The organism is Leadbettera azotonutricia ZAS-9 (genome assembly GCF_000214355.1).
GTDB classification, from domain to species: domain Bacteria; phylum Spirochaetota; class Spirochaetia; order Treponematales; family Breznakiellaceae; genus Leadbettera; species Leadbettera azotonutricia.
Window position 1 is genome coordinate 1,420,788 of sequence record NC_015577.1, and the last position, 23,804, is coordinate 1,444,591.

Here is a 23,804-nt window from a genome sequence, read left to right on the forward strand (position 1 = left end):
TAATGGGTATTAAATGGGACGCTATCTTCAAAAATGAACAGCGACAGTTTGAAAAAATGTCGGATGCTGAAAAGTATATCTATGCGCTTCTGCTCCAATATGGCAGTCCCTATAAATGGGGACAGGAAAACCCGGAAGGGGCTGATTGTTCCGGTACGGTATGTCTTGCCTTGTTTATGGCAACAGGGCTTTTGATACGGACTACTGCTGACGATTTATACAAGCGGTTTTTCACCGTGAAAGAACCGAAGGCGGGCAGTATACGGGCGGCATTTTTTATTGACGGTAAGACGGGGACAGCCACCCATGTTGCGGGACTGGCTGGTGAGGGGATTGCGCTTAACGCACAGGAGCCGGGGGCACGGGTAAAGACCATAAAGGAATTATCTGACTGGTTCTGGCAGCGGGGCAGTTCTACGGCGGTACGGGGGCTTGATCGGCAAGCCTTTGAACGGCTTGCGGAAAAGGGAAACCAGTACGGACTGGATGAACAGTTGTCTCTTTACTTTTGACGGAGGGGACTATGAGTGATTCGGACGGGATTCAAATATCTGATAAGGCAAGCTGGGAACATACGAGGCGGGAACTGTGGGCGATTTTGGCGAAGCGGCTTATTGCCCTGCCCTCTAAAATGCTCGGCTTCAAGCCGTTCTGTTTGTACCTTGCGACATGGCTTTTAGTGAAGGGGCTTATCCGGGATTGGATTTGGTTTGCGGTAATGGTGATGGTGCTTTTTGGGATTGTTGGTCTTAAAGTAATTTCCCGATGGAGGAATTTGGAATGAGGAATTTTTGGAAGGGGGTTTTAACCGGGGCGGCGGGTATGCTGGTTCTGGTTTTGGTTATTACGGCATTCCGGTTCTTCCATGAGCGGGACCGGAAACTACTTGAATACATGGAGGTTCAGAATGAGATACAGGCGATTGAGGATGATTACCGCAACCGTGATCCTTATGAGTTTCTTGAAACTACCCCCGGTGTTCGGGGAGCCGCCGACAGTGCAAGCGAAGAATTCAACCGGAAACGAAATGAGGCGGTACAGCGAATTAGAGATCGACACGCTGATTGAAGATTTAACAACTGCTGCGGAAGAAGCCATAGAACAGGCGGCGGCGGAAGCGGCTAAGGCTGCAGCCCTGGCTTCCATTGAACGGGAAAGCAGGGCTATAGCGGAAAGTCATCACTGGCGGGGGAAATACGAAACCGCAAGAAAACAGGGAATTAAAAATGCGGTGATTACCGGGGTGATTTGTTTATTATCCGGCTTTGCTATCGGAGCCGGGACTATTGCGATTTATGGAGGGCGATAAATGAAAGACCGGATTTTGATTAAGGGAATGGTTACGGTTCAGGTTCTGGATAAGGACGGGAATGTGAAGCGGCGGTCGCCGACATGGTTCGGGCGGCTCTTTCGGATACCGGGGCGGCCTATGCGTTATCATCACCACAACATCGTTACTCGTGAAGGGGACGCTTTGATTGCCGATGCTTTGCTGGTAAGCCCCAATAAGGCGAAGGTAACGAGTTCAACGGGGTTTATTCAGGTGGGGACTGGCTGGACCGGGAATAGTACCAAGACTAATACCCGGTGTAATACTGCTACCGGATCAATGAAAGCCCTTGATTCGGGGTATCCGGCATTAAAGGCGGCCTGGGGCAGTGTTGGGGATACGACCCTGATTTACCGGGCAACCTTTGCGGCGGGGACGCTCAACGTCAACGGGATAAATGAAGCCTGTTTACTGAATGGCAATGCGGGTTCTTCTAACTGTCTGGCCTACGCACAAATTACCCCGGTGGTCAATGTAACATCCAGCGATACATTACAAATACAATGGGAAATAACGATACTCGGCCAATGACCTTCCGGCAGTCCCTGGGGGACTTTCCGCTTACGGTAGACCTGGGGCGGGAAGTTCCTGATTGGGGGCTTACCCGGTGGGGAAAAGCGGGATCGGTTCCCCCGCTCCGCTTTAGGCCGCTTGATGATGGGGAGGGGTTCTCCCTGCGGGGGGACAGGCGGCAACTCCTCTACCGGGGAGGGAAGCGAAGCCATAGGTTTACTATCCTGGGTGGGGATCGCTTTGAATACGATTGCATTCTGAATAGGGAGCCGGAGAGTAATACTGTTTGCCTTACAATGGACGGGGCGGAAAACTATGACTTTTTCCGGCAGCCTGATTTTGTCCGTGATCCGTTTTTGAAAGGCAGTTACGCCGTTTACAAAAGGGAAACGCTTATAGGGGAAGGAACCGGGAAGCTCTGCCATATTCACCGCCCGAAAATTATTGATAGTCGGGGGCGGTGGGTTTGGGGAGAATTGTCCATTGCCGGGAATAGGCTTTGTATTACCATACCGGAAACGTGGCTTGCGGACGCAAAGTACCCAGTGATTGTTGATCCGATAATCGGGACTAATACTATCGGGAGCCAAATAACCGGGCCTGATCCGAATAATGGTAGATATGATCGCCCTATACTTGATGGTGAAATGGCATTAAATCAATATCTGGTTAATCAAAGCGGGGGCGGTAATTGCAGGGCCTATGTGTATGATTATTGGGATGAATCTGAAACGTGTATGCCTGGCCTCTATACGGATAATAATACAAAACCGTATCTACGGAAGTCGAGAAATGAACGAGATATAACACCACGGGGCGGATGGTGTTCAAATACTTTTAGTATTGACGGCTCTTTAGCGGTGGGTTCTTATGTCTGGTTTGGGGTAAAGTCCTCATGGTTTACTACCCGATTCGATTACGGCGGCAAGTGTTGGAAGTTTTGGCCTGATTATGATAGTTACCCGGAAGATTATGATGAAGAATTACCACCGCCGGTTATTGAACTTAACCAATGGGCTACCTACTGCACTATTAAATGGAGTTGGTATTTTGAGTATACCGCAATACAGGCGCAGAACTATACCCGGACGCTGACCCAAGGGGTAAAACTAACCGATGCCCGGAAACTAACGGCGAACTATAAAAAGACTTTAACAATGAACGGGCAGAATGGTACGGCTTTGGGACATGGGTCAAGTTATATCAGAAAGCATACGGCGCAAGTGAAGGGGACGGATACTACGCCCTGGCTGCGGGGAATGTACCGGAGTATTAGAGAAACATTACGGGTACTTACGCCGTTGGGTTATTGCCGGGACGTGTACCGATCCCTGTTGGAGACGGCTCGTTCATCGGCGGCGGCGAACCGGAGTATGGGGAACAACCGGAGCATTGGAACAACGGCGGGAAGCAATGACGGGATTAGCCGGAGCCGGGGGATTTTCCGGGCTTTGCCTGAAACTGCTAAAACTGTGGATGGGGTGGTTTCTTTTATAGGATTGCTACGGCGGCTTATTGAACAGGCAGGGGCAACGGATAACGCCGGAAAATTGAGCATGTATATTCGGGGCTTGTATGAACAGGCGGGGAACTATGCGGGGACGGTTCATCAAGGGGAATACTACCGGGAAGCCTTTGACATAGCCGGGTCAACCGGGCTTCCCCTGCGGAGCTTGGGGGTATTTATAAAACTGGTAACGGTGGGGCTGGTGCGGGATTATCTTTTGCGGCGGTTCCTGAAAAGCAATGAGGAAATTGTGTTGAAGTCTGCGGTATGCCGGAACTTGGAAATTGAAAGCCGGATACATTAGGAATTTGGAGAGGGGAATTAGGATGAATAAAATTTATCGGGGGCAAAGTGCATTACGGATTACGGTTAAGACCTTTACGGATTTGGAGGGGATAGAGGGGGCGGTTATTAAGTACCGGAAACCTGACGGTTCTACGGGGGAGTTTGCGGCGGGGGTTGGGGACATGGCGAAGGGGGTTATTTTCCATGAGGTTATTGAGGGGGAGATAGACCGGGCGGGATGGTGGACGTTCTGGGCTTTTATCACCTTTGGGGACGGGAGGACTGCCGCCGGGGGAGCAGCGAAGGTCTTTATCTGGACGGAAGGTAAATAGTGTTGCTGTTTATTTTATTTTTGTTTATATGGTTCCTCTGTGATGTTCCCACGTTAAACGCACGGAGGGCGTTTGGGGAACATATTGATTTGAGGGCGCGGGCGCCGCCCTTGCGGGGCGTGTGGTAGTTTTCATTGTTGCTGTTTTAATTTTTCTCGTTTGGTTTTTTGTCGGGGGGAGAGGTGTATGCGCTGGAAAGACCCGGTTGATCGGTATAAGTATCAAGTGCGGAAACAACAGAAGGCGTTAGAGGAATTTGCCGCCCATGAAATTGAGTGGGCGGATGACCTTTTGATGTGGTATCGGCTTAAAAAAATTGATATGCCCGATGACGAATACCGGGCGGCGGCGTTCTTCAAGAACCATGAGTATTTACACAAGCCGGGGTCGCTGACGCTCCTTTTCTCGATGTACCAGCGGTGCATGGATGAATTGCCGGAACCGACACCGGAGCTTGCGTTTGATCTGTTGGCGTTCAGGTACAAGATGTACGCGAAGGCTTTATTGCAGGGAGGGTATGACGTATGGCAGAACCAGTAGGGGATGAATCGATTTATTATAGGCTGAAAGAGCTTAAAGAGGGGACAATCCAGTATACCGATACCAGTAACGCTTTGCGTCTGGTGCGGGAGCATGGGAAGGACATCCGGTATAATGCGGCATGGAAAAAATGGGTGGTGTGGACCGATAACCATTGGCAGATTGACGAGGGGTTCTTGATCCATGACAAGGGGCTGGCGGTTATCCACAGTATTTATGACCAAATGCTTAAAACTGACGATTACCGGGATAGGATGGAGATTGAAAAATACGCCTTGCAGAGTGAAGCCCTGCGGCGGCGTAAGGCGTTTATTGAATCGGCATCGCTGATGAAGGAGATGAACATTACCAGTACGGATGTTGATAAAGACCCGTGGCTGTTCAACGTGGAGAACGGGACTATTGATCTGCGGAAGAATGAATTCCGGGAACACCGCCGGGAGGATATGATTACCAAGATTGCCCAGGTGCATTATGACGAAAAAGCGGATTGCCCGGTCTGGAAGCAGTTTATCCGGGAGGTTATGGACTACAAGGGCGAACTGATCGAATTTCTCCAGCGGGCGGCGGGATGGGCTTTGACGGGGGATACCTCGGAACAGACCATGTTTATTTTGTTCGGCTCCGGTGCGAATGGGAAAAGCACGTTTTTGAATGTGCTGATGAAACTCCTGGGGGATTATGCGATTGCGGCTTCCACGGAAACGTTTATGAAAAGGAGCGGGGACCAGATTAGCAATGATATTGCACGGCTGCGGGGAACCCGGTTTGTGGTAACTTCCGAAGCGGAACAGGGGAAGCGGCTTTCGGAACCCTTGATTAAGCAGATTACCGGGACGGATGCTATGACCGCCCGCTTTCTGTACGGGGAGTATTTTGAATTTATTCCGACCTTTAAAATTTTTATGGCAAGTAACCACAAGCCGATGATCAAGGGGACGGATAACGGGATTTGGCGGCGGATTAAGCTGATCCCCTTTATTACGACCATTGCGCCGGAGAAACAGGACAAACATCTGGAACAGAAACTGATGGAGGAGGGGCCGGGGATTTTGAACTGGCTTATTGCGGGGTGCCAATACTGGTTTAAGACGGGGCTTGCGGCCCCGGCGGTTGTCACTTCCGCTACGGAGGAGTACCGCAGTGAAATGGATGTGCTGGGGGCGTTTATAAAAGAGTGCTGTATCCAGTCGCCGGGGGTTTCTGTCCAGGCACGGGAACTGTTCAAGGCGTACCAGGAATGGTGTGAGGAAAACAATGAACGAGCCTTTAGTGAGCGGTTCATGGCTATGCGGCTGAAGGAAATGGGGCTTGAGAAGTGGCGGACGGCGGAGGCCCGGTTCTGGCGGGGGATTATGCTTAAAGCGGAGTTGTCGTAGTTCCTGCGTTTCCCCCCTGCCCCCTTTGCTGTGGGCCGTGAAGACATGGCGGTATAAAAATAGGCGTTTTTTGTGTGCGCTCTGTTGCTATTGAGTAGGCAGCAGAGCCTTTTTTTTATACGAAAATAAGCGGTTTTTGCTTCGTGTTTTTCGTTTTGACAGGATTTTGAATTTGACTTACACAAAAACGGGCAATTTAAGCGGGCGCGCGCTCCCCCCTTGGCTAAAAAAAATATCCGGCTTTGGCATGAAAAAATGTCGCTTGCGCCGACACATTGACGGGTTATTCATCGGCTATGCGTCATTGAAATTCGGCGGTTTTGTAGTAATCGGGCGTGATTTATCTTTAGCGTTCCTTATATAATATTTTTCTTGACGCTTCTGTCATTTAAAAAAGAATACATATTACCTTGTAATCCCTTGGAAAAATGTTCTAAATTGAAAACACCATGTCAATCTGACATTGGGGAAAATCGGGGGGGGGGGGGGGGGTGGTTTTTCACCAGGCCCCCCGAAGGGGGGCGGGGACGGCGGCTTGGGTTCATCAGTCCGCCGCCCCGAAGGGGGGCGGGCGGTTCACCCATCGGCGGCGGCGGCGTTGGGGGTATCGGCCCGCCCTCCCCGCAGGGGTGGGCGGGTGTTACGGAGGGACCAGGCTTCATCACCCAACATCGGCCCCGGTTCGGGGGAGAAGGCGGCGGTCAGGGAATTGGGGATGATGGTTTCCGCTGTAAACTTTTGCCGCCTACCCGGAGGACCGCAGGGCCGGAGGGGGGGCGGTTATTGCCGATGAAGGTAACGGTCTGCCCTCTGGGGAACTTTTTACCAGCCGATAAATGCGCCGCACTATAGCCGACAACGTTGCCGCTGACAACCCGCCGCATTGCGGCGGGTGAGTATTTTTTTGGGGGGCGGGCGTAGCCGGGCGGAGCCCCCCCCACATACGCTACCTTATTGCGGGGGGGGTGTGGGGGGGGCAGAGCGAACCCCCCAAAAAAATACGAATATGAGTGATGAGTGGCGGGGGCCGAGAGGCCCCTGCCCGAAGAACGAAAACCAGGGGCTTACAAAGTTCGCTGTGCTTTTTCTAACTACCTCTTTGCTTTAGGACTTAAAGGGGACGGGCTTTGTCTTACGCTGATACTGGTGGGGTAGATAAAGTTTGCTGACTGGGTGTTGGAGAAATGCTTTTATACGGGGTATTCGGGCGGCGTGTGCGCCGCTGTTTATAGGCTTTAGCACGGATACGGCATGGAGGGGGGCCGTGAGGATAGGCCCCCCGGAATGTCCCCGTTGGCATGGAAGCCAACGGGGAATTGGGTTTAATGCTTGTGGGGATGATTGCCGAATTGCGGCAGTTGGGGAATGAAGGCCCCGGTTTGCGAAGGGATCAGGCGGAAAAGCCGGGGTGCCGGTGGTACCCGGAGAAGCGCAGCGCCGGAGGGGGCCATCGGCCAGGATACGGCTTTAGGCGGCCCGGAGTTGCCCCATGCGGTCTAGTCCCCATGAGGGCTAGGCGGTATGGGGCAATGGGAGGGCCGCTGTTTGTATGCCCCGGCTTTGGAGGACAGCGGGTAAATGCTTCAAAATGGGGGTTGTGGCTTCCGCTGGCAATCTTCGGATTTTGCTTCACTTGCCGACTAATGCGCCGCTTGCCCCGAAGGGGATAGCGGCGGTTATTGGGGTTTAAGGCATCGGGCGGCCCGGAACGGGACATGACCAACTGAACGGAGCGACCAAAGGGAGCGGAGAGAGGGCGGGGATGAACCGTGGAGGGCTGCCCTTGGGACGGCGGCATACAATGATTTGAAAAAAACCCGGAGGGTTTTTGACTATTTTTTTCTTCGGGTTGGGGATAGGATGAAAGCGGCGGAAGTGGGCTTTATAAAATGACCTTTTTTATATTGGGAATGGGGCGGTTGTCGTTGAATATCGCAAAATGTATGCAGTTGTGTATGCAACAAAGGGTCAATCTTTATCGTAAACCATCGCAAGATATTTCATGTAGGCTATTGACTAATTCTATATCCTGTAATAAGATAAGAGCATAAATCGTCATTTATAAAAGAATATCTTTGTTTGATACCTACTTATATTATAAGGAATTACTAATCAATAACCCTTAATGGGCGCTCCAGGTTCACTAGCCCGTCCGGTCCGCCCGGGGCATGACTTATTTCTTGCTTCGCAGTATAATAGAACCTATTATAGCAAGGAGAATTATGCCCGGCAAAGAAATGTCCAAGATCCTCAAAAATGCTGCCCCCATCCCTGCCGAGGAGATACCGCGGCTTTTTGAGCTGCTCCTCGAAACCCGCAAAGAATCGGAACATACCAAAAGGGAAATCAAGCGCTACGATTCCATGAAAGAGGCCATGATCCAGGAGATCACGGGGAAGTACAGTTTTTACGAATTCTTTTTCAGCCGCCTCTTTGCCGAGCGCCAGGAAGCAATAAAGAAAGATTTTGAAATTATCGATAAAGGCATGAAGGAAAACAACTCGGAGCTCATCCAGGCAGGTGTTTCGGGCCTCTCTCAGGTGGTGGCTTCAAGCCCCTTCTCCGACCTCGAAAAGCTCCGCCGCATGATTGGGAATATTGAAACGCAGATTAGTTAAAGCAGGGTTAACTATGGATAATTCACAGTTCACAATGCCGGTCTCGCTTGGAAACGTAGAGATCAGCGATAAATTCTGGAGTCCTTTCATGGAAAGGGTGCGCACCGAGGTAATACCCTACCAGTGGCAGGCGCTGAACGACAAGGTAGAGGGGGCGGAGCCCAGCTTCTGCATACGCAATTTCAAGGTTGCCGCCATGATGACCCATCCCGAGCTTGACTATGGGTTTGACAAGGCCATAGGATTCGGGGGCATGGTCTTTCAGGATTCGGATCTTGCCAAGTGGATTGAGGCCGCTGCCTATTCTCTGGTGTGGCGCCCTGATCCGGTTCTGGAAAAGGAAACCGACGATACTATCGACATTATCTGCAGTGCCCAGCAGCCCGATGGCTACCTTGATACTTATTATATAATTAAGGGCCTTGATAAGCGTTTTTCCAATTTGAAAGATAACCACGAACTCTATTGCCTCGGGCACTTTACTGAAGCCGCTGTCGCTTATTTCGAAGCGACAGGCAAGCGTAAAATGATGGATGCCTTTATCCGCTATATTGACTGCGTGGATCGCCATATCGGGAAAGAGGAGGGGAAGCTTCACGGCTATCCGGGACATGAAATCCTTGAGCTCGCCCTGGTGCGTCTTTATGATGTAACCAAGGATGAAAAGCACCTCAAGCTGGCCCGCTATTTTATAGACCAGCGGGGGCAATCTCCCCTCTATTTTGAAGAAGAGACAAAACGCAATGGCAATGAATTCTACTGGAAAGACAGTTACGTAAAATACCAGTATTACCAGGCAGGAAAGCCCGTACGGGACCAGCATATTGCCGAAGGCCACGCAGTCCGCGCAGTGTACCTCTATTCTGGCATGGCCGATATTGCCCGCCTTACAGGGGATGATACCCTTATAAAATCTTGCAGCGACCTCTGGGAAAATATTACGCAAAAACAGATGTACATTACAGGCGGCATAGGACAATCCGCTTATGGCGAAGCCTTCTCCTATGATTACGATCTTCCCAACGACACTGTCTATGCTGAAACCTGCGCTTCCATTGGGCTTGCCTTTTTTGCCCGCCGCATGCTTTCCATCGCCCCCAAAGGCAGCTTTGCCGATGTCCTCGAAACAGCCCTTTACAACGGCATTATAAGCGGCATGTCCCTGGACGGCAAAAGTTTCTTTTATGTAAATCCCCTCGAAGTGATCCCCGAGGCAAATGAAAAAGACAGGATTAGGCGCCATGTCAAAGGCGTAAGGCAGAAGTGGTTTGCCTGCGCCTGCTGCCCCCCTAACCTGGCGCGCATTATTTCTTCCCTGGGGTCTTATATCTATTCAGTCAAGGACAACGCCCTCTACACCCATCTTTTCATAGGTAGTACCGCAAAGGCCCAGCTTTCGGGCAAAGAAGTTACGGTAAAGCTTGAAACATCCTATCCTTGGGAAGAAAAAGTCCGCGTTGATTTCCAAGTCCCAGGGGAAGGGGCGAAGTTCGATTATGCCTTCCGCCTTCCCGGCTGGTGCAGATCCTGTTCAGTGGAGCTTAACGGCGCAAAAGCAGATTACAAAAAAGCCGATGGTTATGCGATCATAAGCAGGGAATGGAAATCAGGCGACAGCCTTTCCATTGTGTTTGATATGCCCGTCAATTTTGTCGAGGCAAACCCCAAAGTCCGTGAAAATTCCGGCAAGCTTGCGATTACCCGGGGACCGGTGGTGTACTGTCTTGAAGAAGTTGATAACGGGAAGGAACTTTTTAAAATTCACGCAGATCTTGAAAATGGAAAGCCTCATAATCTTAAAACTGCATGGGAGAAAGATCTCCTCAGCGGTATTGTGACCCTTTCCTTTACAGGCAAAAAAGAAAAAGACTGGCCAAGCGATGCCCTCTACCGGCCTGTCGCCCCTGCTGCCCTGGAGGACAAGCTTATCAAGTGCATCCCTTACTATGCATGGACAAACCGCAATCCTGGCGAAATGACCGTGTGGATGAATAAATGATGGCGTGATTGTTTCTTTGGCAGGCAGATCCCTTAGTCGGGCAACCCGGATTCGAACCGGGGACCCCAAGTCCCCCAGACTTGTACGCTAACCAACTGCGCTATTACCCGTCTAAGGGATTGTCCGTCAAAAATGGTTTTATTAACTTACTTCATGTTCAATTTTGTGTCAATATATCCATATGCCGTCTCAGATACTCCATACCCTTTTTGGGGAAGATGTGATAGCCGAGATATACCGGCGCCTGGTTCCCCGTTTTGGGCTTGTGGCCGCAAAAGCCCTGGAAAAGATAAGCCAGAACTACCTCCAGCCGTTTTTCCTGGGCTGCCAGGGGCCGGACATCTTTTACCATAGCCAGATGACCAGGCCGGTGGGCCTTGAGTACGGCACTCTTTTGCACCGCCGGGGCGCCGGCATCTTCACCGCAGGGCTTCTCAAAATGGGCCTCCCTGACCCTGCCCCCGACGAAGAGGACATACGGCTCCACCGCAGGGAGAAAGGCATCAACGCCCTGGGGGCCTATGCTTTGGGCTTCATGACCCATGCCCTGCTGGATCGGGCCTGCCATCCCTACATCGTCTACAAGTCCGGATGGGTTTCCCCCCGGAGGCCGGAAACCCTCCGCTACGCCAAGGCCCATGCTTTTTTTGAGAGGATTATAGATGCGCTCATGCTTAAAATAGCGAGAGGCCAGGAAACCTCTTCATGGGATCAGGAAAAGGCATTGGCGGAAGTATGCGAAAACCCTCCCCTGGGCCTGAAGGAGCTTCTGGCCAGGGCGCTTGTCCTTGCCTTCCCCGAGAGGGCAGGCAGGGATGCAAAACTGGCCAGCCGCATAGACAACACCTTTGCCGACTGTGCAGGGTTTTACCGGCTCACAGCCCCGTCAAAAACCATGCCCGGGGCAGGGGAGGCCCTGCACCCGGAACTTCTCGGGCTGATTTACCCTGTGGAGCTTCCGGAGGATATAGATTTTCTCAATTTAAAGCACGAAGCCTGGTTCTATCCCACGCCCCGTGGGCTGGAGTATCAAAGCTCATTCCCCGAAATTTACAGCAGCGCCGTAGAAACTGCCACTGATTCCATTGCCCCGGTAATAACCAAATACCTTGCCTCGGGCATCTTCCCCATCCTGGAGGCTGCCCAAGCCATAGGCAATGGCGGCCTTTCCATCCACGATGAATCCGGCAAGCCCTGCGCGCCTACGCGAGCAGCGCCCCTGCCGCTTGACAGGGTGCTGGAACAGCAGGCCCGGATTAGAGGCATGCCTGCATGAATCACATCTTCAGTACAGATCTGTCGTAATCTACCGGGGGGATAAATCCCAACAATTGTATGCAAGTCGCAGCAATACTGCTAATCCCCAGGCCCTCGTTAAGATCGCCTTCGCCTGCTTTGTGGGGGTACTCGTTCCCGCCGGCAGGATCGTAAATAATGCAGGGGACAGGGTTGAGGCTGTGGCTGGTTTTGGCTTTTGGAGTTCCGTCAGGCTTGAGTGAAACTGCGCCGGTCTTTTTGTCGTGCTCGTACATATCGTCGGAGTTGCCGTGGTCGGCAGTGATGACCAGGACACCACCTGCTCCTTCCACTACTTTGGCGATGCGGCCAATTTGGAGGTCCATGGCTTCCATGGAGCAGACAACAGCCTGGTATACGCCGGTGTGGCCCACCATGTCGCCGTTAGGAAAGTTGAGGCGTATAAAGTCATACTTGCCCGAAGGGATGGCTTCCATCACCTGGTCGGCAATGTCGGCGCACTTCATCCAGGGGCGCTGCTCAAAGGGAACCACGTCGCTTTTGATTTCCACAAAGTCTTCGAGCTTCTCGTCGAATTTGCCTGTGCGGTTTCCGTTGAAGAAGTAGGTTACATGCCCGTACTTCTGGGTTTCGGAGATGGCAAGGGTGCGTACGCCGGAGGCTGCCAAGTATTCGCCCATGGTCTTGTCGATGGAGGGCGGGCTCACCAGGTAGCGCTTGGGCACATGGGCGTCGCCGTCGTATTCCATCATACCTGCATAACAGACCTTGGGCCTGCGGCCCCGGTCGAACTTGTCGAACTTTTCTTCTTCGAAGGCGGCGGTGATTTCAAGGGACCTGTCGCCCCGGAAGTTGAAGTAGACCACCGAGTCGCCGTCCTCGATAGCGCCAATGGGGGCCGGAGTACCGGTTGGACCGTTTTCGGCGACCACGAATTCTTTGAGATCCTGATCGATGATGCCGGGGATTTCCTTGCGGTAGGTTTCCACCGCTTCCCTGGCGTTTTTGAACTGCCGGCCTTCGCCGTGGACATGCACTGCCCAGCCCCGTTCTACCATTGACCAGTCAGCGCCGTAGCGATCCATGGTGATCCACATGCGTCCGCCGCCTGACGCGATCCTGGCGTCAAAGCTGCCATCGCTCTGCTCTTTGAGGAAGGCTTCGAAGGGGTCGATGTATTCCAGGGCCGAGGTCTCGCCTACGTCCCGCCCGTCAAAGAGGGTATGAATCCTCACCTTTTTGACGCCTTCTTTTTTAGCCTGTTTGATCATGGCCTTGAGGTGGTCAAGGTGGCTGTGCACATTACCATCAGAAAATAAGCCGATGAAGTGAACGGCGCCGCCGGACTTTTTGGCGTTCTCTACGATTTCTTTCCATGCCTGGCCCTGGAACATGGCCCCTGTCTCTATGGATTTGGAAACCAGAGCCGCGCCCTGGTTAAAAACCCTGCCGCATCCCATGGCGTTATGCCCTACCTCGCTGTTGCCCATATCGTCGTCGGAAGGGAGGCCCACCGCTTTGCCGTGGGCCTTGAGCTTTGTATGGGGGCTTTTCGCGGTAATGGCGTCCAGATGATTCATCTTGGAATCCGCCACCGCATCCCCTTCTTTATACTTGCCGTAGCCCACGCCGTCCATGATCACCAGGACTACGGGGCCCTTCCGTTTTTTCCAATTGGGGTTTTTCTTTAGTGCTTCCACCATGAGAGCTCCTTATTCGGGGCCGCCCTGGGGCGGCCCTTTTCAACATTTGATATCAGAAACAGATCAGGCGAAGGGATTCTCGGTCTTGTAGAGAGTTCCTTTGGGCTGGTTATACGCAATGTCCGGCACGCCGAGGTAGTCAAAGACCGTGAAAAGGGCTTTGCCGAATTTGCCGAAGGCCACTGCCCCATGGTGGGGATAGTGCTTGGCAATAAGCACATGCCTGTAGAAACGGCCCATTTCGGGGATTGCAAAAACGCCGATGCCGCCGAATGAACGGGTAGCCACGGGAAGCACTTCGCCCTGGGCGATATAAGCCTGGAGCGAACCGTCGGGGCCTCCATGAAGCCTGTAGAACGTGATCTCCCCGGCGGCAATGTCCCCTTCGAGGGTGCCGCGTGTAAAGTCGGGCTTCTTGCCTCCTTCCAGGGTCCGGTTCTGAATAAGCTGGAATTTGAGGGCCGTGTTCTTTTCTTTCTTGAGCTTGCAGATGGGGGTGTTCCCGCAGTGGAAACCCATGAACACATCCTGGATGGTGTACTTTTTGTACTTGGGTTTGATGTCTGAAGTGTAGAGATCCAAAGGCACCGAGTTGTTGATGTCCAGAAGGGTCACCGCGTCGCCAGTGATGCAGGCGCCGATGTATTCCGAGAGCGCGCCGTAGATATCCACTTCGCAGCTTACGGGGATGCCTCGGGACGCGAGGCGGCTGTTCACATAGCAGGGCACAAAGCCGAATTCGCTGGGGAAGGCCGGCCAGCACTTGTCGGCAAAGGCCACATAGTCCCGTGCGCCCTTGTGGGCTTCTGCCCAGTCAAGGAGGGTCAATTCAAACTGGGCAAGCTTGGGGAGGAGGTCGGGGTACTGGCTTCCTGCGCCAAGTTCCTTGGCCATGTCTTTGGCAACCGCGTCGATGCGCTTGTCGCCCTTGTGATTGCGGAAGCTCACCAAAAGATCCAGCTCCGAGTTTTCTTCTATTTCCACGCCAATGTCGTAGAGGCCCTTGATGGGGGCATTGCAGGCAAAGAAGTCCTGGGGCCTGGGGCCGAAGGTGATGATCTTGAGGCGGGAAATGCCGATGAGAGCCCGGGCCACAGGGACAAAGTCCCCGATCATGGCGGCGATACCTTTAGGGTCGCCCACGGGGTACTCGGGGATAACTGCCTTGAGCTTGCGCAGCCCGAGATTGTAGGAGCAGTTGAGCATGCCGCAGTAGGCGTCGCCCCGCCCGTTGATAAGATCCTTGCCGGTGTCTTCGGCAGCGGCGGCGTACAGCACCGGGCCCTTGAACCATTGGGCAATGAGGGTCTCGGGGGTCTCGGGGCCGAAGTTCCCCAGGAATACCACCAGGGCATTGCAGCCCGCTTTGGTAACTTCCTCCACCGCTTTTACGGCGTCTTTTTCATTCTCTACCGTAGTCTTGGCTTCGAAAATAGAAACGCCTTTTTTGGTACAGGCCGAAACCACCGCCTTCCTGCGGGTTTCGGAAAGCGAAAGGACGAAGCAGTCGCGGGATACAGCAATGATCCCCAGCTTCACATCAGGAATATTCTGGCTCATAGTAACCTCTCTTGTAAGAATAGAATTTCTCTATTGTGGGCCTGTACTCGGTTTATGTCAAGTTTCCGCAGTAAAGCCTTTCGGAGACAAAGTTGATGATAGCTTCCATGGTCTTCTCATATTGATCGCCCAGCACGATGTGGCTTGAGTCCTCAATAATCACGGTGCGGCAGTCCGGTATGAGGACGCTCATCTCCTGGGTGCAGGCAATGGGAGTAACCCAGTCCTGCCTGCCCCCGATGAGGAGGCAGGGGCAGCTTATTTTGCAAAGCTCCTTGTCAAAGTCAAAGCTTTGAAGATCCCCGCCAAAACCGCGGTTCAGGGCCTTGTACGAAAGCACGGCCCTTCCCATGGCTTCGTTAAAAGCAGGGATGTTCACAGGCTTCAGGGTATACATGTTTGCAAAGAGTTTGTAATAGGCAAGGTACGTTTCGTTGTCCGGGAATTTCCCGGGCCAGAGATATTTCTCAGCCATGGCGATCTGATCGGGGCTTCCCCGCTTTTTGAGCTCTTCCCTGGCCCTTTCAAAAGCCCGGTGATTGGAGGTGGTAGTAAGAAGCATGAGTGCCGAAGCGCTTTGCGGATATGCGATGCCATAAGCCTGGGCTACTATGCCCCCGTAGGACTGTCCGAAGACAGCTATCCTTTCAAGCCCCAAGTAGATTCGCAACGCTTCGATGTCCAGCACATTCTGTTTGACAGTATAAGTGCTATCGTCAGGATAATCGCTGCGCCCGCTTCCCCTGAAATCTATGTACACAAGCTGCATATACTTTGTGAGAGGATCGAGTGCAGGTTTGTAAGAGCTGTGATCGTCGCCGGGCCCGCCATGGAGTATGAAGCACACAGGCTTGCGCTTCATGGCATTGCCCTCGGGTTCCAGCTCCTTGCCGTCCACATCGAAAAATAGTTTGATGCCATTTACCCTGGCGTACATTTAGCGGTATTCCTCCCAGGCTTTGATTTCCAGTGCCCCGGGAGAGCCGCCCTTGTCCTTGGCGTACACCATGGCGTCGATGAATTCCCTGGCTACCTTGATATTGGTAAAGAGGGGGATGTCGAAATCCACCGCCATGCGCCTGATGATATAATCGTTCTTGAGTTCAGTTTCCTTGTTGTTTTTTGGAATATTGATGATCATGTCAAGTTCCCTGCGCTTGATGAACCCCGCGATATTGGGCTCCTTCGATTCCAGGGGCCAGTTGAGGGCTTTGATGGGGACCCCGTTGGAGGCAAGGAATTTCGCGGTGCCCCTTGAACCGTAAAGCTCATAATCCATATCGGCCAGTTTCTTTGCAGAGTCGAGGAAGTCGATTTTGTCTTCGATGGGCCCTGTGGAGAGGAGTATGCGCTTTTTGGGAATGCGATAGCCCACCGACAGCAATGCTTTTAGGAAGGCATCGCCAATCTCGCTGCCTATGCAGCCCACTTCGCCGGTGGAGGCCATCTCAACGCCCGTAACCGGATCAGCGCCGTGGAGCCGGGAGAAGCTGAACTGGGCCGCCTTGACCCCCACCCAGGGAAGATCCAACGCAGACGAAACATTTTTTTCGACCTTCTCGTCCAGCATGGCCCTCACTGCCATGTCTATCATGTTCACCCTGCTGATCTTGGAACAGAAGGGGAAGCTCCGGCTTGCCCTGAGGTTGCATTCGATGACCCGCACCCTGTTGCGCTGGGCCAGGAACTGGATATTGAAAGGCCCGGTAATGTCCAGCGCCGCGCAGATGCGCTCGGCAATAGTGCGTATCTTCCTGATGGTTTCGATGTAGAGCCTTTGTGCAGGCAGCACCACTGTGGCGTCCCCAGAGTGCACGCCGGCGTTCTCGATATGCTCCGTGATGGCGTGGAAGAGTATTTCGCCCCTCTGGGCAACAGCGTCAATTTCTATCTCCTTGGAATTCTCGATGAACTTGGAGATGACCACGGGGTGTTCAGGGGAAACATCCGCGGCTAGGCCGAGGAAGGTCTCAAGGCTTTCGTCGTCCCATGCCACATTCATGGCAGCCCCAGAAAGCACGTAGCTGGGCCGTATCAAAACAGGATAACCAACCGTGGCTGCAAAATCTTTTGCCGAAGCAAGGTCGGTAAGCTCTTTCCACTCAGGCTGCTCTATTTTGAGTTTGTCCAGGAGAGCGGAGAATTTATTCCTGTCTTCCGCCATGTCGATGGATTTGGGTGTAGTACCGTAGATCACCGCGCCTGAAGAGTAAAGCTTGGTAGCCAGGTTGTTTGGGATCTGCCCGCCCATGCTCAGTATGATCCCGTCGGGCCTTTCTCTCTCGTAGATATCCAGAATGCGCTCCAGGGTAAGCTCCTCAAAGTAGAGCCTGTCGCACATGTCATAATCAGTGGACACGGTTTCGGGATTGCAGTTCACCATGATGGAATAACGCCCCAGCCTGCGCGCGGTATCCACCGCGTTGACACAGCACCAGTCGAATTCCACGCTGCTCCCGATCCTATACGCCCCCGACCCCAGCACCATGACACCCCGGGCGGAAGGCGCCACATCATCGGCGTTCCCCGCTCCTCCTGCGCCGTAGGTCATGTAGAGGTAGTTGGTCTTGGCCGGGTATTCGGCAGCCAGGGTGTCAATCTGCTTGACCGCCGGCCTGATGCGGTACTCTTCCCGCAGGGATCGCACGTCCCCTTCCTTCATGCCCACAAACTCGCCGATACGGGCGTCGCTAAACCCTAAGCGCTTGGCCCGGGCCAGGAGATCTTTGGGAATTAACCACGAAGGACTCGAAGGGGGGGAGGGGGAAGCAATCTTTTTCTCTCCCTTTCTTTCCTTGTTTGCCTTTGTGTCCTTTGCGGTTATAAACTCTTCTTTCTCTTTTTTAACCAGCTCCCGTAACTCAGTTTCTGTCTGCAAAGCGTTTGCGATTTTGTAGAGGAACCATTTGTCGATCTTGGTAAGCTTGTAGATCTTGTCTACGCTCCAGCCTTCCTGGAGAGCCCGGTAGATGATAAAGATGCGCCGGTCTGTGGGCTTTTGCAGCGCGTCCCGTATATTGCTCCTGCCGTTCCCGCAGAAGTTGTCATCCCCGGCAAGGCCAGGCGCGCCGATGCCGGTCATGCGGAGGGCTTTTTGCAGGGCTTCTTCGAAAGTGCGGCCTATGGACATGACTTCGCCGACAGACTTCATTTCGGAACCGATGCGCACGTCAACGTTTTTGAATTTGGCCAGATCCCAGCGTGGCACTTTTACTACTATATAATCCAGGGCAGGCTCAAAGCAGGACTTGGTAACCCTGGTGATACGGTTCTCGATATCAATAAGCGAATAGCCAAGGGCAAGTTTCGCGGCCACAAAGGCAAGAGGGTAGCCTGTGGCCTTGGAAGCCAAGGCTGAAGACCGGGAAAGCCGGGCGTTCACTTCGATGATGCGGTAATCCTCGGAAAAGGGATCAAGGGCATACTGGATATTGCATTCGCCGATGATGCCCAGGTGGCGTATGACCTCGATGCCTATGCGCCTGAGCTTATGGTACTCGGAATCAGTGAGGGTCTGGGACGGGGCAACTACAATGCTTTCCCCTGTGTGAATGCCGAGGGGATCGAAGTTTTCCATATTGCAAACAGTGATGCAATTATCGAAACGATCCCGCACCACTTCGTACTCGATTTCCTTCCAGCCCCCGAGCCATTCCTCCACCAGCACCTGGGGCGCGGAACCAATTTCATTGGTTCTGGCAAAGGCCCTGTCGCAGCGGCGACGTATGTCCCCTTCGTTGCGGCAAATGCCCGAACCTGAACCGCCCAGGGCGTAGGCAACCCGGACCATCACAGGGTAGCCGATTTTTTTTGCTGCCTCCGCCGCCCCATCGGTTCCGCTCTTTGCATCCACAGCAATGCTGCGCGGCGTCTTGGCCCCTATCTCATTGAGCCTCTCCACGAAGAGCTCCCGATCCTCTGTATCTTCAATAGCCTTGACCGGGGTGCCCAGCACCTTGACGCCGTATTTGTAGAGGGTTCCGTCCCTGTCCAGGGCAACCCCGCAGTTGAGGGCCGTCTGCCCCCCGAAGGAGAGGAGGAGACCGTCGGGCTTTTCCTTTTCGATAACCTGCCGCACATACTCGGGGGTCACCGGCAGAAAGTAGGTGGCGTCAGCCATGCCTTCGCTGGTCTGGATGGTGGCAATATTAGGATTGATGAGGACCGTCTTGATCCCTTCTTCCCTCAAAGCCTTGAGGGCCTGGGACCCGGAGTAATCGAACTCCCCGGCCTGGCCAATCTTTAATCCCCCTGAACCGAGGACCAGCACTTTCTTAACGTTTTCTTTCGTCATATATATTCCCTATTTCCTGTTTTCCCGGACTTGTTCCAGGAACCTGTCGATCAAGAATTCCGTATCCCTCGGGCCGGGGCAGCCCTCGGGGTGGAACTGGACTGCCGAGAAGGGGTGGCGGGTAGAGCGTATGCCTTCGATGGTGTTGTCATTGGCATTGATAAACCAGGGCTCCCAGCCCTTGGGGAGGGTCTCGCCCCGCACGGCATAGCCGTGGTTCTGGCTCGTAATGTAACAGCGGCTCGTGCCTGCCTCGACGCAGGGCTGGTTCTGGCCCCGGTGGCCGTAAGGGAGTTTGTAGGTGTCGCCACCGGCGGCGAGGGCCATGATCTGGTTGCCCAGGCAGATGCCGAAGATGGGCTTCTTCAGATCGAAGGCCCGGCGCACCATGGCAATGGTCCTGCCGCAGGCCTTGGGGTCCCCAGGGCCGTTGGAGAGGAAGAGGCCATCGTATTCAATGCCCTTCAGATCGTGGTTCCAGGGGAGGCGCATAACCTCCACATTCCGGGCCAAAAGGCAGCGAAGTATGTTGGCCTTGGCCCCGCAGTCGATAAGGGCGATTTTTAGGAGCGGGTCTTTATCAGCGTTCTTTGCAGCGCCTTTGCCGCCGGCAATACCGGCAGCAAGGGGGGTATAAGTCACTATTTCGGGATGGGAAACATCCGCCACAGGGTTTGCGGCGATCCCCGAATCCATGGTCACGTCCCTGCTGCCCTCCACAAGGATCTTTCCCCTCATGACCCCGTGCTCCCTGAGCCGCTCCGTGAGGGCTCTGGTGTCTATGCCCCAGATGCCGGGGACGTTGTTTTTATCGAGCCATGCGGAGAGGGTCGCGCCCGAGGCAAAGTGGCTGGGCTCCTCGCAGGCCTCGGCCACTACAAAGCCTGAGACCTGCACCATGGGGGATTCAAAGTGAACCGGTATGCCCTGGCTGTCCAGGAAGGGCTCGCCTGTCTTGGGTTTGAGAGGCACTCCGTAATTGCCTACCAGGGGATAGGTGGAAACCAGGATCTGCCCCCTAAAGCTGGGGTCTGTCAGGGACTGGGGGTACCCGGCCATGCCGGTGGTGAAAACCACTTCCCCTGCCTGGGACCGGGGCCTGCCGAAGGACCAGCCCGCATATTCGGAGCCGTCTTCCAGGACGAGGCGGGCTGATTTAAGGGTCTTTTGTTTCATGCCTAGAATTTACTGTTTTTTTATAAAACAATCAAGTCATGGAACAAAATTAGGAATAGAAAATTAAAAAAGGAGTGAATTTTGGGCTTTAATATATGCATAATATGGTAAAAGTTGATATTCATATCTTTGATCTTGGCAATTACAAAAAAAAGTGAAAAAATTTAACGAAAACAGTTGACGATCGGGGGGGAAATTCATTATTTTTTAGGTAATAAATCACCAAGGAGAAACCAAAATGGTAGATAAAGAATTCATCAACGTGATTCCGTCGGATGTGCTGGAGGAAGTCCAGGACATGATTCAAGAAATTTCCGGCAAGTTGGAGCCTTATGTAATGGCCCTGACGCCTTCTGAACGGCGGAAAATGCCAAAGATGGGGCGGAAATCCCTCAGTTTTGTGGAGAAGGCCGAGGAATATGCGCGGAAAAACCCAAATATGTGCCCGGGCTTTCTGACCACCGAAACCTTTGAGGCGGTATTTTCCACTGCCCATGAACTGTGGAAATTCACGAATTCCGTGAAGCAGCTTACGGACAATCTTCAGGACACGGAATTAGCCGCCGGAAGCAAAGCCTATCTTTCGGCGCTGGATTTTTACAAATCCGTGAAGATCGCCGCAATGCGGGATATACCAGGGGCCAAAGCCATCTACGAGGAACTAAGGAGCCGCTTCCCCCACCGCAAGCATCGGGAAGAAGAAGGGGAAACAAAGGCCCAGGGCCAGTGATTGAAAGACGCCACTCTGCATCGGGGCGAAAGCCCCGGCCTTTCTAGGCCCAAACCCGAAGCTTTTTTCTGAAACCATTATGTTCTGAGCCAGAAGGTATGGAATTTTTTCTCCAGTGCCTGGATGTTTTTCCCGAGAGCTTCTGTTTTTTGCGCAAGGTTCCACGATCTTTTCTTCAGCCTTGAGCTATTTTTCTCGTGGTTTTATGCTTTTTGCACGAGCGCCAAGGATTTTTTCTTGGTACTTGAGGTGTTTCTCTCAGGTCCCTGAGCTTTTTGTCCGAGCCTTCGTGTTTTTTACAAGGATATTGGAGTGTTTTGCCAGGATGGTCAGGCTTTTTTGGAGAATGATTGTGTTGCTAGCCAGGATGTCAGGAATTTTAGCTCAGGTGTCCGCATTTTTTACAAGGAAGGGATCCACCGGAAGGAAGATCTTGTCCCATAATTCACCGCGTATTTGCCAAAGTTCCCTAATGATGTTTGCCACCGTTTTCCTCGGCTAGGATCGTCCTGCCATTTAGCGGCATTTATCACGAGAAGCTCAAAACCGCGGCTCCCAGGAGGGCTGCGTTGTAACCCAGGAGGCTTGGCTCCACGCTGAGGCGGGGGTTGGCGTTTTGGTAGACATGGGTTTTAAGGGTTTCTTCCAGGGATGGCCAAAAGAGGTCGAAGCCCAGGGAGACACCGCCGCCGATTACAACCTTGTCGGGGCTTAAGAGATTGACTGCTGCCCCGATTGCACGGCCCAGGTAAAGGCCCTCCAGTTTGTAGGCGTCTATGGCTGTCTGGTCTCCGGCGCGGGCCAGGGCATCGATGGCTTTGGCATCGGGAGGTTGCTTCCCTGGCTGGGCCCTTCCCCCCAGGGAGATGTAGTTTTTTGCCAGCCCCTGGCCTGACGCGTGCACCTCGGCGCAGCCCTGATGGCCTGCCTTGCATAACCGGGCGCCGGGGCCTTCTTCAACAATGATATGGCCTATCTCCCCGGCATTCCCCGAGCCCCCCCGGTAGGGCTTCCCGCCGGCAAAGACGCAGCCTCCAATGCCATTGGACACGGTGATCCAGACAAAGTGATCTATCCCCTTGCAGCAGCCGAGCCGGTATTCGGCCAGGGCGCAGGCCCGCACATCGTTATCAAGTTTTACGGGGAGGCCGAATTCTTTTTCCATGATTGAGGCAAAGGGCAGATCCCGTATGCCCGAAAAACTCGACTCCACCCAAATGCCTTTTTCCGGGTCCGCAAGGCCTGGTATGGTGGCCCCCATCACTTGGGGTTTCAAATTGGGGTTGGCTTCCAGCAAGGCGTGGGCTGCGGTCTTTACATCGGCAACCACTCCCCGGGGGCTTAGTTCGGACCAGTGGTGCTTTTTTGAACAGAGAATCTCCCCCGAGGAATCGACCAGCCCTACAAGGAACTTCGAGCCTCCCATGTCTACTGCCAGGGAAAGGGCTTCGCCCGGCTTGCCATCAGGTCGGCTCAGTTTTGGTCTCCATAATATTCATCATAGCGGGAAAGGATCTGATCCCGGGAGGCAGTGCCGGTGGCTCCGATTACCTGGATGGTGATGGAGGCTGTCAGGTTGCCTACAAAGGCTGCTTCAACCGGAGTGCCGCCCCGGCACAAGGTGGTAACTATCCCCGAGCTGCATGCATCCCCTGCGCCAACTATGTCGATCTCGCCGTGCTGGGGGATGGTGGGGACAAGGAAGGGCTTTCCGTCATCGCCTTTTACCAGCACCCCTTTTTCGCCGCAGGAGATGAAAACTTCCTTGCGGGAATTCTTTGAAAGCCCTAAAAGGCATTCCCCGGTTTCCTCAAGGCTGGGCGTCGAACCGCCGGGGCTCCCCGAGGGACTTCCGGCGAAACTCCCTGCGGCAGGCCCGCGAAAGAGTTTCTCCGCTTCAAGGTTGTTGCACTTGATGGCCATGTTCCGGAAGGCGCTGATGAAGGCCCGGGAATCCGCATACATAACGAGGCTGGGGAACTGCTCCGCGATTTTGGCAAGCTCCCCCCGCACCGCCGGGGTAATGACCCCGTAGATTTCACCCACCAGCTGATCCAGGGCGATGATGGCGTCTACCTTCGGGGCAATTTCCCAAAGGGACGCGATGATACGCTTTTCAATGTCGGCGGGGGTGGGGAGGACATTTTTATGATCCAGGCGGTTGCTTTCTTCGAGGAACTTTTTGCCGCCAGGCCCCTGGCTGCGGAAGACCGGCTTGGTATAGGTGGGAGTTTGCACTTCGCCGCTTGTTATAAGGGAATCCATGTTTACCCCCATGGATGAAAGGCAGCGCCGCAGCTCAAAGCCTTCGCCGTCGTCGCCGGTAAAGCCCAGGGCAAAGAGCCTGCCCACATCCAGGGCTGCAAGATTCGACAGGACCGTGCCTGACGCCCCTGCGTAAACTCGCTTCTGCACTACCTGGTATGCGGTAAGCCCGGTCTCCACCGAAGGCTCGTCAAGACTTCGATCGATTTCGAGCCATTTGTCCAGGAAGAAGTCCCCCGCTACAGCGATCTTCAAATCCGGGAAACCGTCAAGCAGTTCCTTAAGTCTGTTTCTGCTAACCAGCGCCATGGCTTTT

At 53.5% G+C, this 23,804-nt stretch carries 22 protein-coding genes and 1 tRNA gene; 15 read left to right on the forward strand and 8 right to left on the reverse strand.

Features of this window, described 5'->3' with window-relative positions; all coding sequences use genetic code 11:
- Positions 1-2 precede the first annotated feature (2 nt).
- The 13 genes from TREAZ_RS06090 to TREAZ_RS06145 all read left to right on the forward strand — a co-directional run bounded on the left by TREAZ_RS06090 (position 3) and on the right by TREAZ_RS06145 (position 10,503).
- Positions 3-512, forward strand: a complete 510-nt coding sequence (locus TREAZ_RS06090) for an NlpC/P60 family protein (RefSeq protein ID WP_015710948.1) — start codon at positions 3-5, stop codon at positions 510-512.
- An 11-nt stretch (positions 513-523) separates the two neighbouring features.
- On the forward strand, positions 524-784 hold the full coding sequence (locus TREAZ_RS06095) for a hypothetical protein (protein ID WP_015710949.1): 261 nt from the start codon (positions 524-526) through the stop codon (positions 782-784).
- The gene (locus TREAZ_RS06100) at positions 781-1,068 is read left to right on the forward strand and encodes a hypothetical protein (RefSeq protein ID WP_015710950.1); all 288 of its coding nucleotides are present in this window, start codon (positions 781-783) and stop codon (positions 1,066-1,068) included. The genes TREAZ_RS06095 and TREAZ_RS06100 overlap by 4 nt, the downstream gene beginning before the upstream one ends.
- Positions 1,028-1,309 carry a hypothetical protein gene (locus tag TREAZ_RS06105; protein ID WP_015710951.1) on the forward strand — a complete coding sequence of 94 codons (282 nt, stop codon included), beginning with the start codon at positions 1,028-1,030 and terminating at the stop codon, positions 1,307-1,309. Before TREAZ_RS06100 ends, TREAZ_RS06105 begins: the two co-directional genes overlap by 41 nt.
- A complete protein-coding gene (locus TREAZ_RS06110) occupies positions 1,310-1,861 on the forward strand; it encodes a hypothetical protein (RefSeq protein ID WP_015710952.1) in 552 nt (183 codons plus the stop codon). It begins immediately after the preceding gene.
- Positions 1,858-3,654 carry a hypothetical protein gene (locus tag TREAZ_RS06115; protein WP_015710953.1) on the forward strand — a complete coding sequence of 599 codons (1,797 nt, stop codon included), beginning with the start codon at positions 1,858-1,860 and terminating at the stop codon, positions 3,652-3,654. Before TREAZ_RS06110 ends, TREAZ_RS06115 begins: the two co-directional genes overlap by 4 nt.
- Positions 3,655-3,676: 22 nt before the next feature.
- Positions 3,677-3,967: a hypothetical protein gene (locus TREAZ_RS06120; protein WP_015710954.1), complete on the forward strand. Its 291-nt coding sequence runs from the start codon at positions 3,677-3,679 to the stop codon at positions 3,965-3,967.
- 186 nt (positions 3,968-4,153) lie between these two features.
- On the forward strand, positions 4,154-4,507 hold the full coding sequence (locus TREAZ_RS06125) for a hypothetical protein (protein ID WP_015710955.1): 354 nt from the start codon (positions 4,154-4,156) through the stop codon (positions 4,505-4,507).
- The gene (locus TREAZ_RS06130; protein ID WP_015710956.1) at positions 4,492-5,886 is read left to right on the forward strand and encodes a DNA primase family protein; all 1,395 of its coding nucleotides are present in this window, start codon (positions 4,492-4,494) and stop codon (positions 5,884-5,886) included. The genes TREAZ_RS06125 and TREAZ_RS06130 overlap by 16 nt, the downstream gene beginning before the upstream one ends.
- 535 nt (positions 5,887-6,421) lie before the next feature.
- The gene (locus tag TREAZ_RS06135) at positions 6,422-6,679 is read left to right on the forward strand and encodes a hypothetical protein (RefSeq protein WP_148257724.1); all 258 of its coding nucleotides are present in this window, start codon (positions 6,422-6,424) and stop codon (positions 6,677-6,679) included.
- A gap of 572 nt (positions 6,680-7,251) precedes the next feature.
- The gene (locus TREAZ_RS18610) at positions 7,252-7,386 is read left to right on the forward strand and encodes a hypothetical protein (protein WP_015710958.1); all 135 of its coding nucleotides are present in this window, start codon (positions 7,252-7,254) and stop codon (positions 7,384-7,386) included.
- Between the two features lie 722 nt (positions 7,387-8,108).
- A complete protein-coding gene (locus TREAZ_RS06140) occupies positions 8,109-8,504 on the forward strand; it encodes a hypothetical protein (RefSeq protein ID WP_015710959.1) in 396 nt (131 codons plus the stop codon).
- Between the two features lie 13 nt (positions 8,505-8,517).
- Complete coding sequence (locus TREAZ_RS06145; RefSeq protein WP_052297648.1) at positions 8,518-10,503, forward strand: glycoside hydrolase family 127 protein; 1,986 nt, start codon at positions 8,518-8,520, stop codon at positions 10,501-10,503.
- 36 nt (positions 10,504-10,539) lie between these two features.
- On the opposite strand, the gene TREAZ_RS06150 is transcribed toward TREAZ_RS06145, so the two are convergent.
- Positions 10,540-10,613, reverse strand: a tRNA-Pro gene (locus tag TREAZ_RS06150).
- Between the two features lie 71 nt (positions 10,614-10,684).
- Between TREAZ_RS06150 and TREAZ_RS06155 the strand changes: the two genes are divergently transcribed.
- Positions 10,685-11,779 carry a zinc dependent phospholipase C family protein gene (locus TREAZ_RS06155; protein ID WP_015710961.1) on the forward strand — a complete coding sequence of 365 codons (1,095 nt, stop codon included), beginning with the start codon at positions 10,685-10,687 and terminating at the stop codon, positions 11,777-11,779.
- A 1-nt stretch (position 11,780) separates the two neighbouring features.
- Here TREAZ_RS06155 and gpmI read toward each other — a convergent pair whose 3' ends face one another.
- The 5 genes from gpmI to carA form a co-directional block, all read right to left on the reverse strand.
- A complete protein-coding gene (gene gpmI, locus TREAZ_RS06160; RefSeq protein ID WP_015710962.1) occupies positions 11,781-13,463 on the reverse strand; it encodes a 2,3-bisphosphoglycerate-independent phosphoglycerate mutase in 1,683 nt (560 codons plus the stop codon).
- A 63-nt stretch (positions 13,464-13,526) separates the two neighbouring features.
- Entirely contained in the window at positions 13,527-15,023 is a 1,497-nt protein-coding gene (locus tag TREAZ_RS06165; RefSeq protein ID WP_015710963.1) for an L-fucose/L-arabinose isomerase family protein, read from the reverse strand.
- 52 nt (positions 15,024-15,075) lie between these two features.
- The gene (locus TREAZ_RS06170) at positions 15,076-15,960 is read right to left on the reverse strand and encodes an alpha/beta fold hydrolase (RefSeq protein WP_015710964.1); all 885 of its coding nucleotides are present in this window, start codon (positions 15,958-15,960) and stop codon (positions 15,076-15,078) included.
- Positions 15,961-19,317, reverse strand: a complete 3,357-nt coding sequence (gene carB / locus TREAZ_RS06175) for a carbamoyl-phosphate synthase large subunit (protein ID WP_043922941.1) — start codon at positions 19,315-19,317, stop codon at positions 15,961-15,963.
- A 9-nt stretch (positions 19,318-19,326) separates the two neighbouring features.
- Positions 19,327-20,493, reverse strand: a complete 1,167-nt coding sequence (gene carA, locus TREAZ_RS06180; protein ID WP_043922943.1) for a glutamine-hydrolyzing carbamoyl-phosphate synthase small subunit — start codon at positions 20,491-20,493, stop codon at positions 19,327-19,329.
- 238 nt (positions 20,494-20,731) lie between these two features.
- Between carA and TREAZ_RS06185 the strand changes: the two genes are divergently transcribed.
- Positions 20,732-21,223, forward strand: coding sequence for a hypothetical protein (locus tag TREAZ_RS06185; RefSeq protein WP_015710965.1), 492 nt, complete (start codon positions 20,732-20,734; stop codon positions 21,221-21,223).
- 529 nt (positions 21,224-21,752) lie between these two features.
- Here the strand turns inward: TREAZ_RS06185 and TREAZ_RS06190 are convergent.
- The gene (locus TREAZ_RS06190; RefSeq protein ID WP_015710967.1) at positions 21,753-22,649 is read right to left on the reverse strand and encodes an ROK family protein; all 897 of its coding nucleotides are present in this window, start codon (positions 22,647-22,649) and stop codon (positions 21,753-21,755) included.
- 47 nt (positions 22,650-22,696) lie between these two features.
- Positions 22,697-23,797: a PfkB family carbohydrate kinase gene (locus TREAZ_RS06195; RefSeq protein ID WP_015710968.1), complete on the reverse strand. Its 1,101-nt coding sequence runs from the start codon at positions 23,795-23,797 to the stop codon at positions 22,697-22,699.
- Between the last annotated feature and the right edge of the window lie 7 nt (positions 23,798-23,804).

Coding starts and splice junctions, on each gene's coding strand:
- TREAZ_RS06190 (WP_015710967.1), bottom strand. CDS start 22,649: ATGGGAGGCTCGAAGTTCCTTGTAGGGCTGGTCGATTCCTCGGGGGAG.
- TREAZ_RS06110 (WP_015710952.1), top strand. CDS start 1,310: ATGAAAGACCGGATTTTGATTAAGGGAATGGTTACGGTTCAGGTTCTG.
- TREAZ_RS06195 (WP_015710968.1), bottom strand. CDS start 23,797: ATGGCGCTGGTTAGCAGAAACAGACTTAAGGAACTGCTTGACGGTTTC.
- TREAZ_RS06100 (WP_015710950.1), top strand. CDS start 781: ATGAGGAATTTTTGGAAGGGGGTTTTAACCGGGGCGGCGGGTATGCTG.
- TREAZ_RS06095 (WP_015710949.1), top strand. CDS start 524: ATGAGTGATTCGGACGGGATTCAAATATCTGATAAGGCAAGCTGGGAA.
- TREAZ_RS06165 (WP_015710963.1), bottom strand. CDS start 15,023: ATGAGCCAGAATATTCCTGATGTGAAGCTGGGGATCATTGCTGTATCC.
- TREAZ_RS06140 (WP_015710959.1), top strand. CDS start 8,109: ATGCCCGGCAAAGAAATGTCCAAGATCCTCAAAAATGCTGCCCCCATC.
- TREAZ_RS06090 (WP_015710948.1), top strand. CDS start 3: ATGGGTATTAAATGGGACGCTATCTTCAAAAATGAACAGCGACAGTTT.
- TREAZ_RS06185 (WP_015710965.1), top strand. CDS start 20,732: ATGGTAGATAAAGAATTCATCAACGTGATTCCGTCGGATGTGCTGGAG.
- TREAZ_RS06145 (WP_052297648.1), top strand. CDS start 8,518: ATGGATAATTCACAGTTCACAATGCCGGTCTCGCTTGGAAACGTAGAG.
- TREAZ_RS18610 (WP_015710958.1), top strand. CDS start 7,252: ATGAAGGCCCCGGTTTGCGAAGGGATCAGGCGGAAAAGCCGGGGTGCC.
- gpmI (WP_015710962.1), bottom strand. CDS start 13,463: ATGGTGGAAGCACTAAAGAAAAACCCCAATTGGAAAAAACGGAAGGGC.
- TREAZ_RS06170 (WP_015710964.1), bottom strand. CDS start 15,960: ATGTACGCCAGGGTAAATGGCATCAAACTATTTTTCGATGTGGACGGC.
- TREAZ_RS06105 (WP_015710951.1), top strand. CDS start 1,028: ATGAGGCGGTACAGCGAATTAGAGATCGACACGCTGATTGAAGATTTA.
- carB (WP_043922941.1), bottom strand. CDS start 19,317: ATGACGAAAGAAAACGTTAAGAAAGTGCTGGTCCTCGGTTCAGGGGGA.
- TREAZ_RS06125 (WP_015710955.1), top strand. CDS start 4,154: ATGCGCTGGAAAGACCCGGTTGATCGGTATAAGTATCAAGTGCGGAAA.
- TREAZ_RS06130 (WP_015710956.1), top strand. CDS start 4,492: ATGGCAGAACCAGTAGGGGATGAATCGATTTATTATAGGCTGAAAGAG.
- carA (WP_043922943.1), bottom strand. CDS start 20,493: ATGAAACAAAAGACCCTTAAATCAGCCCGCCTCGTCCTGGAAGACGGC.
- TREAZ_RS06155 (WP_015710961.1), top strand. CDS start 10,685: ATGCCGTCTCAGATACTCCATACCCTTTTTGGGGAAGATGTGATAGCC.
- TREAZ_RS06120 (WP_015710954.1), top strand. CDS start 3,677: ATGAATAAAATTTATCGGGGGCAAAGTGCATTACGGATTACGGTTAAG.
- TREAZ_RS06115 (WP_015710953.1), top strand. CDS start 1,858: ATGACCTTCCGGCAGTCCCTGGGGGACTTTCCGCTTACGGTAGACCTG.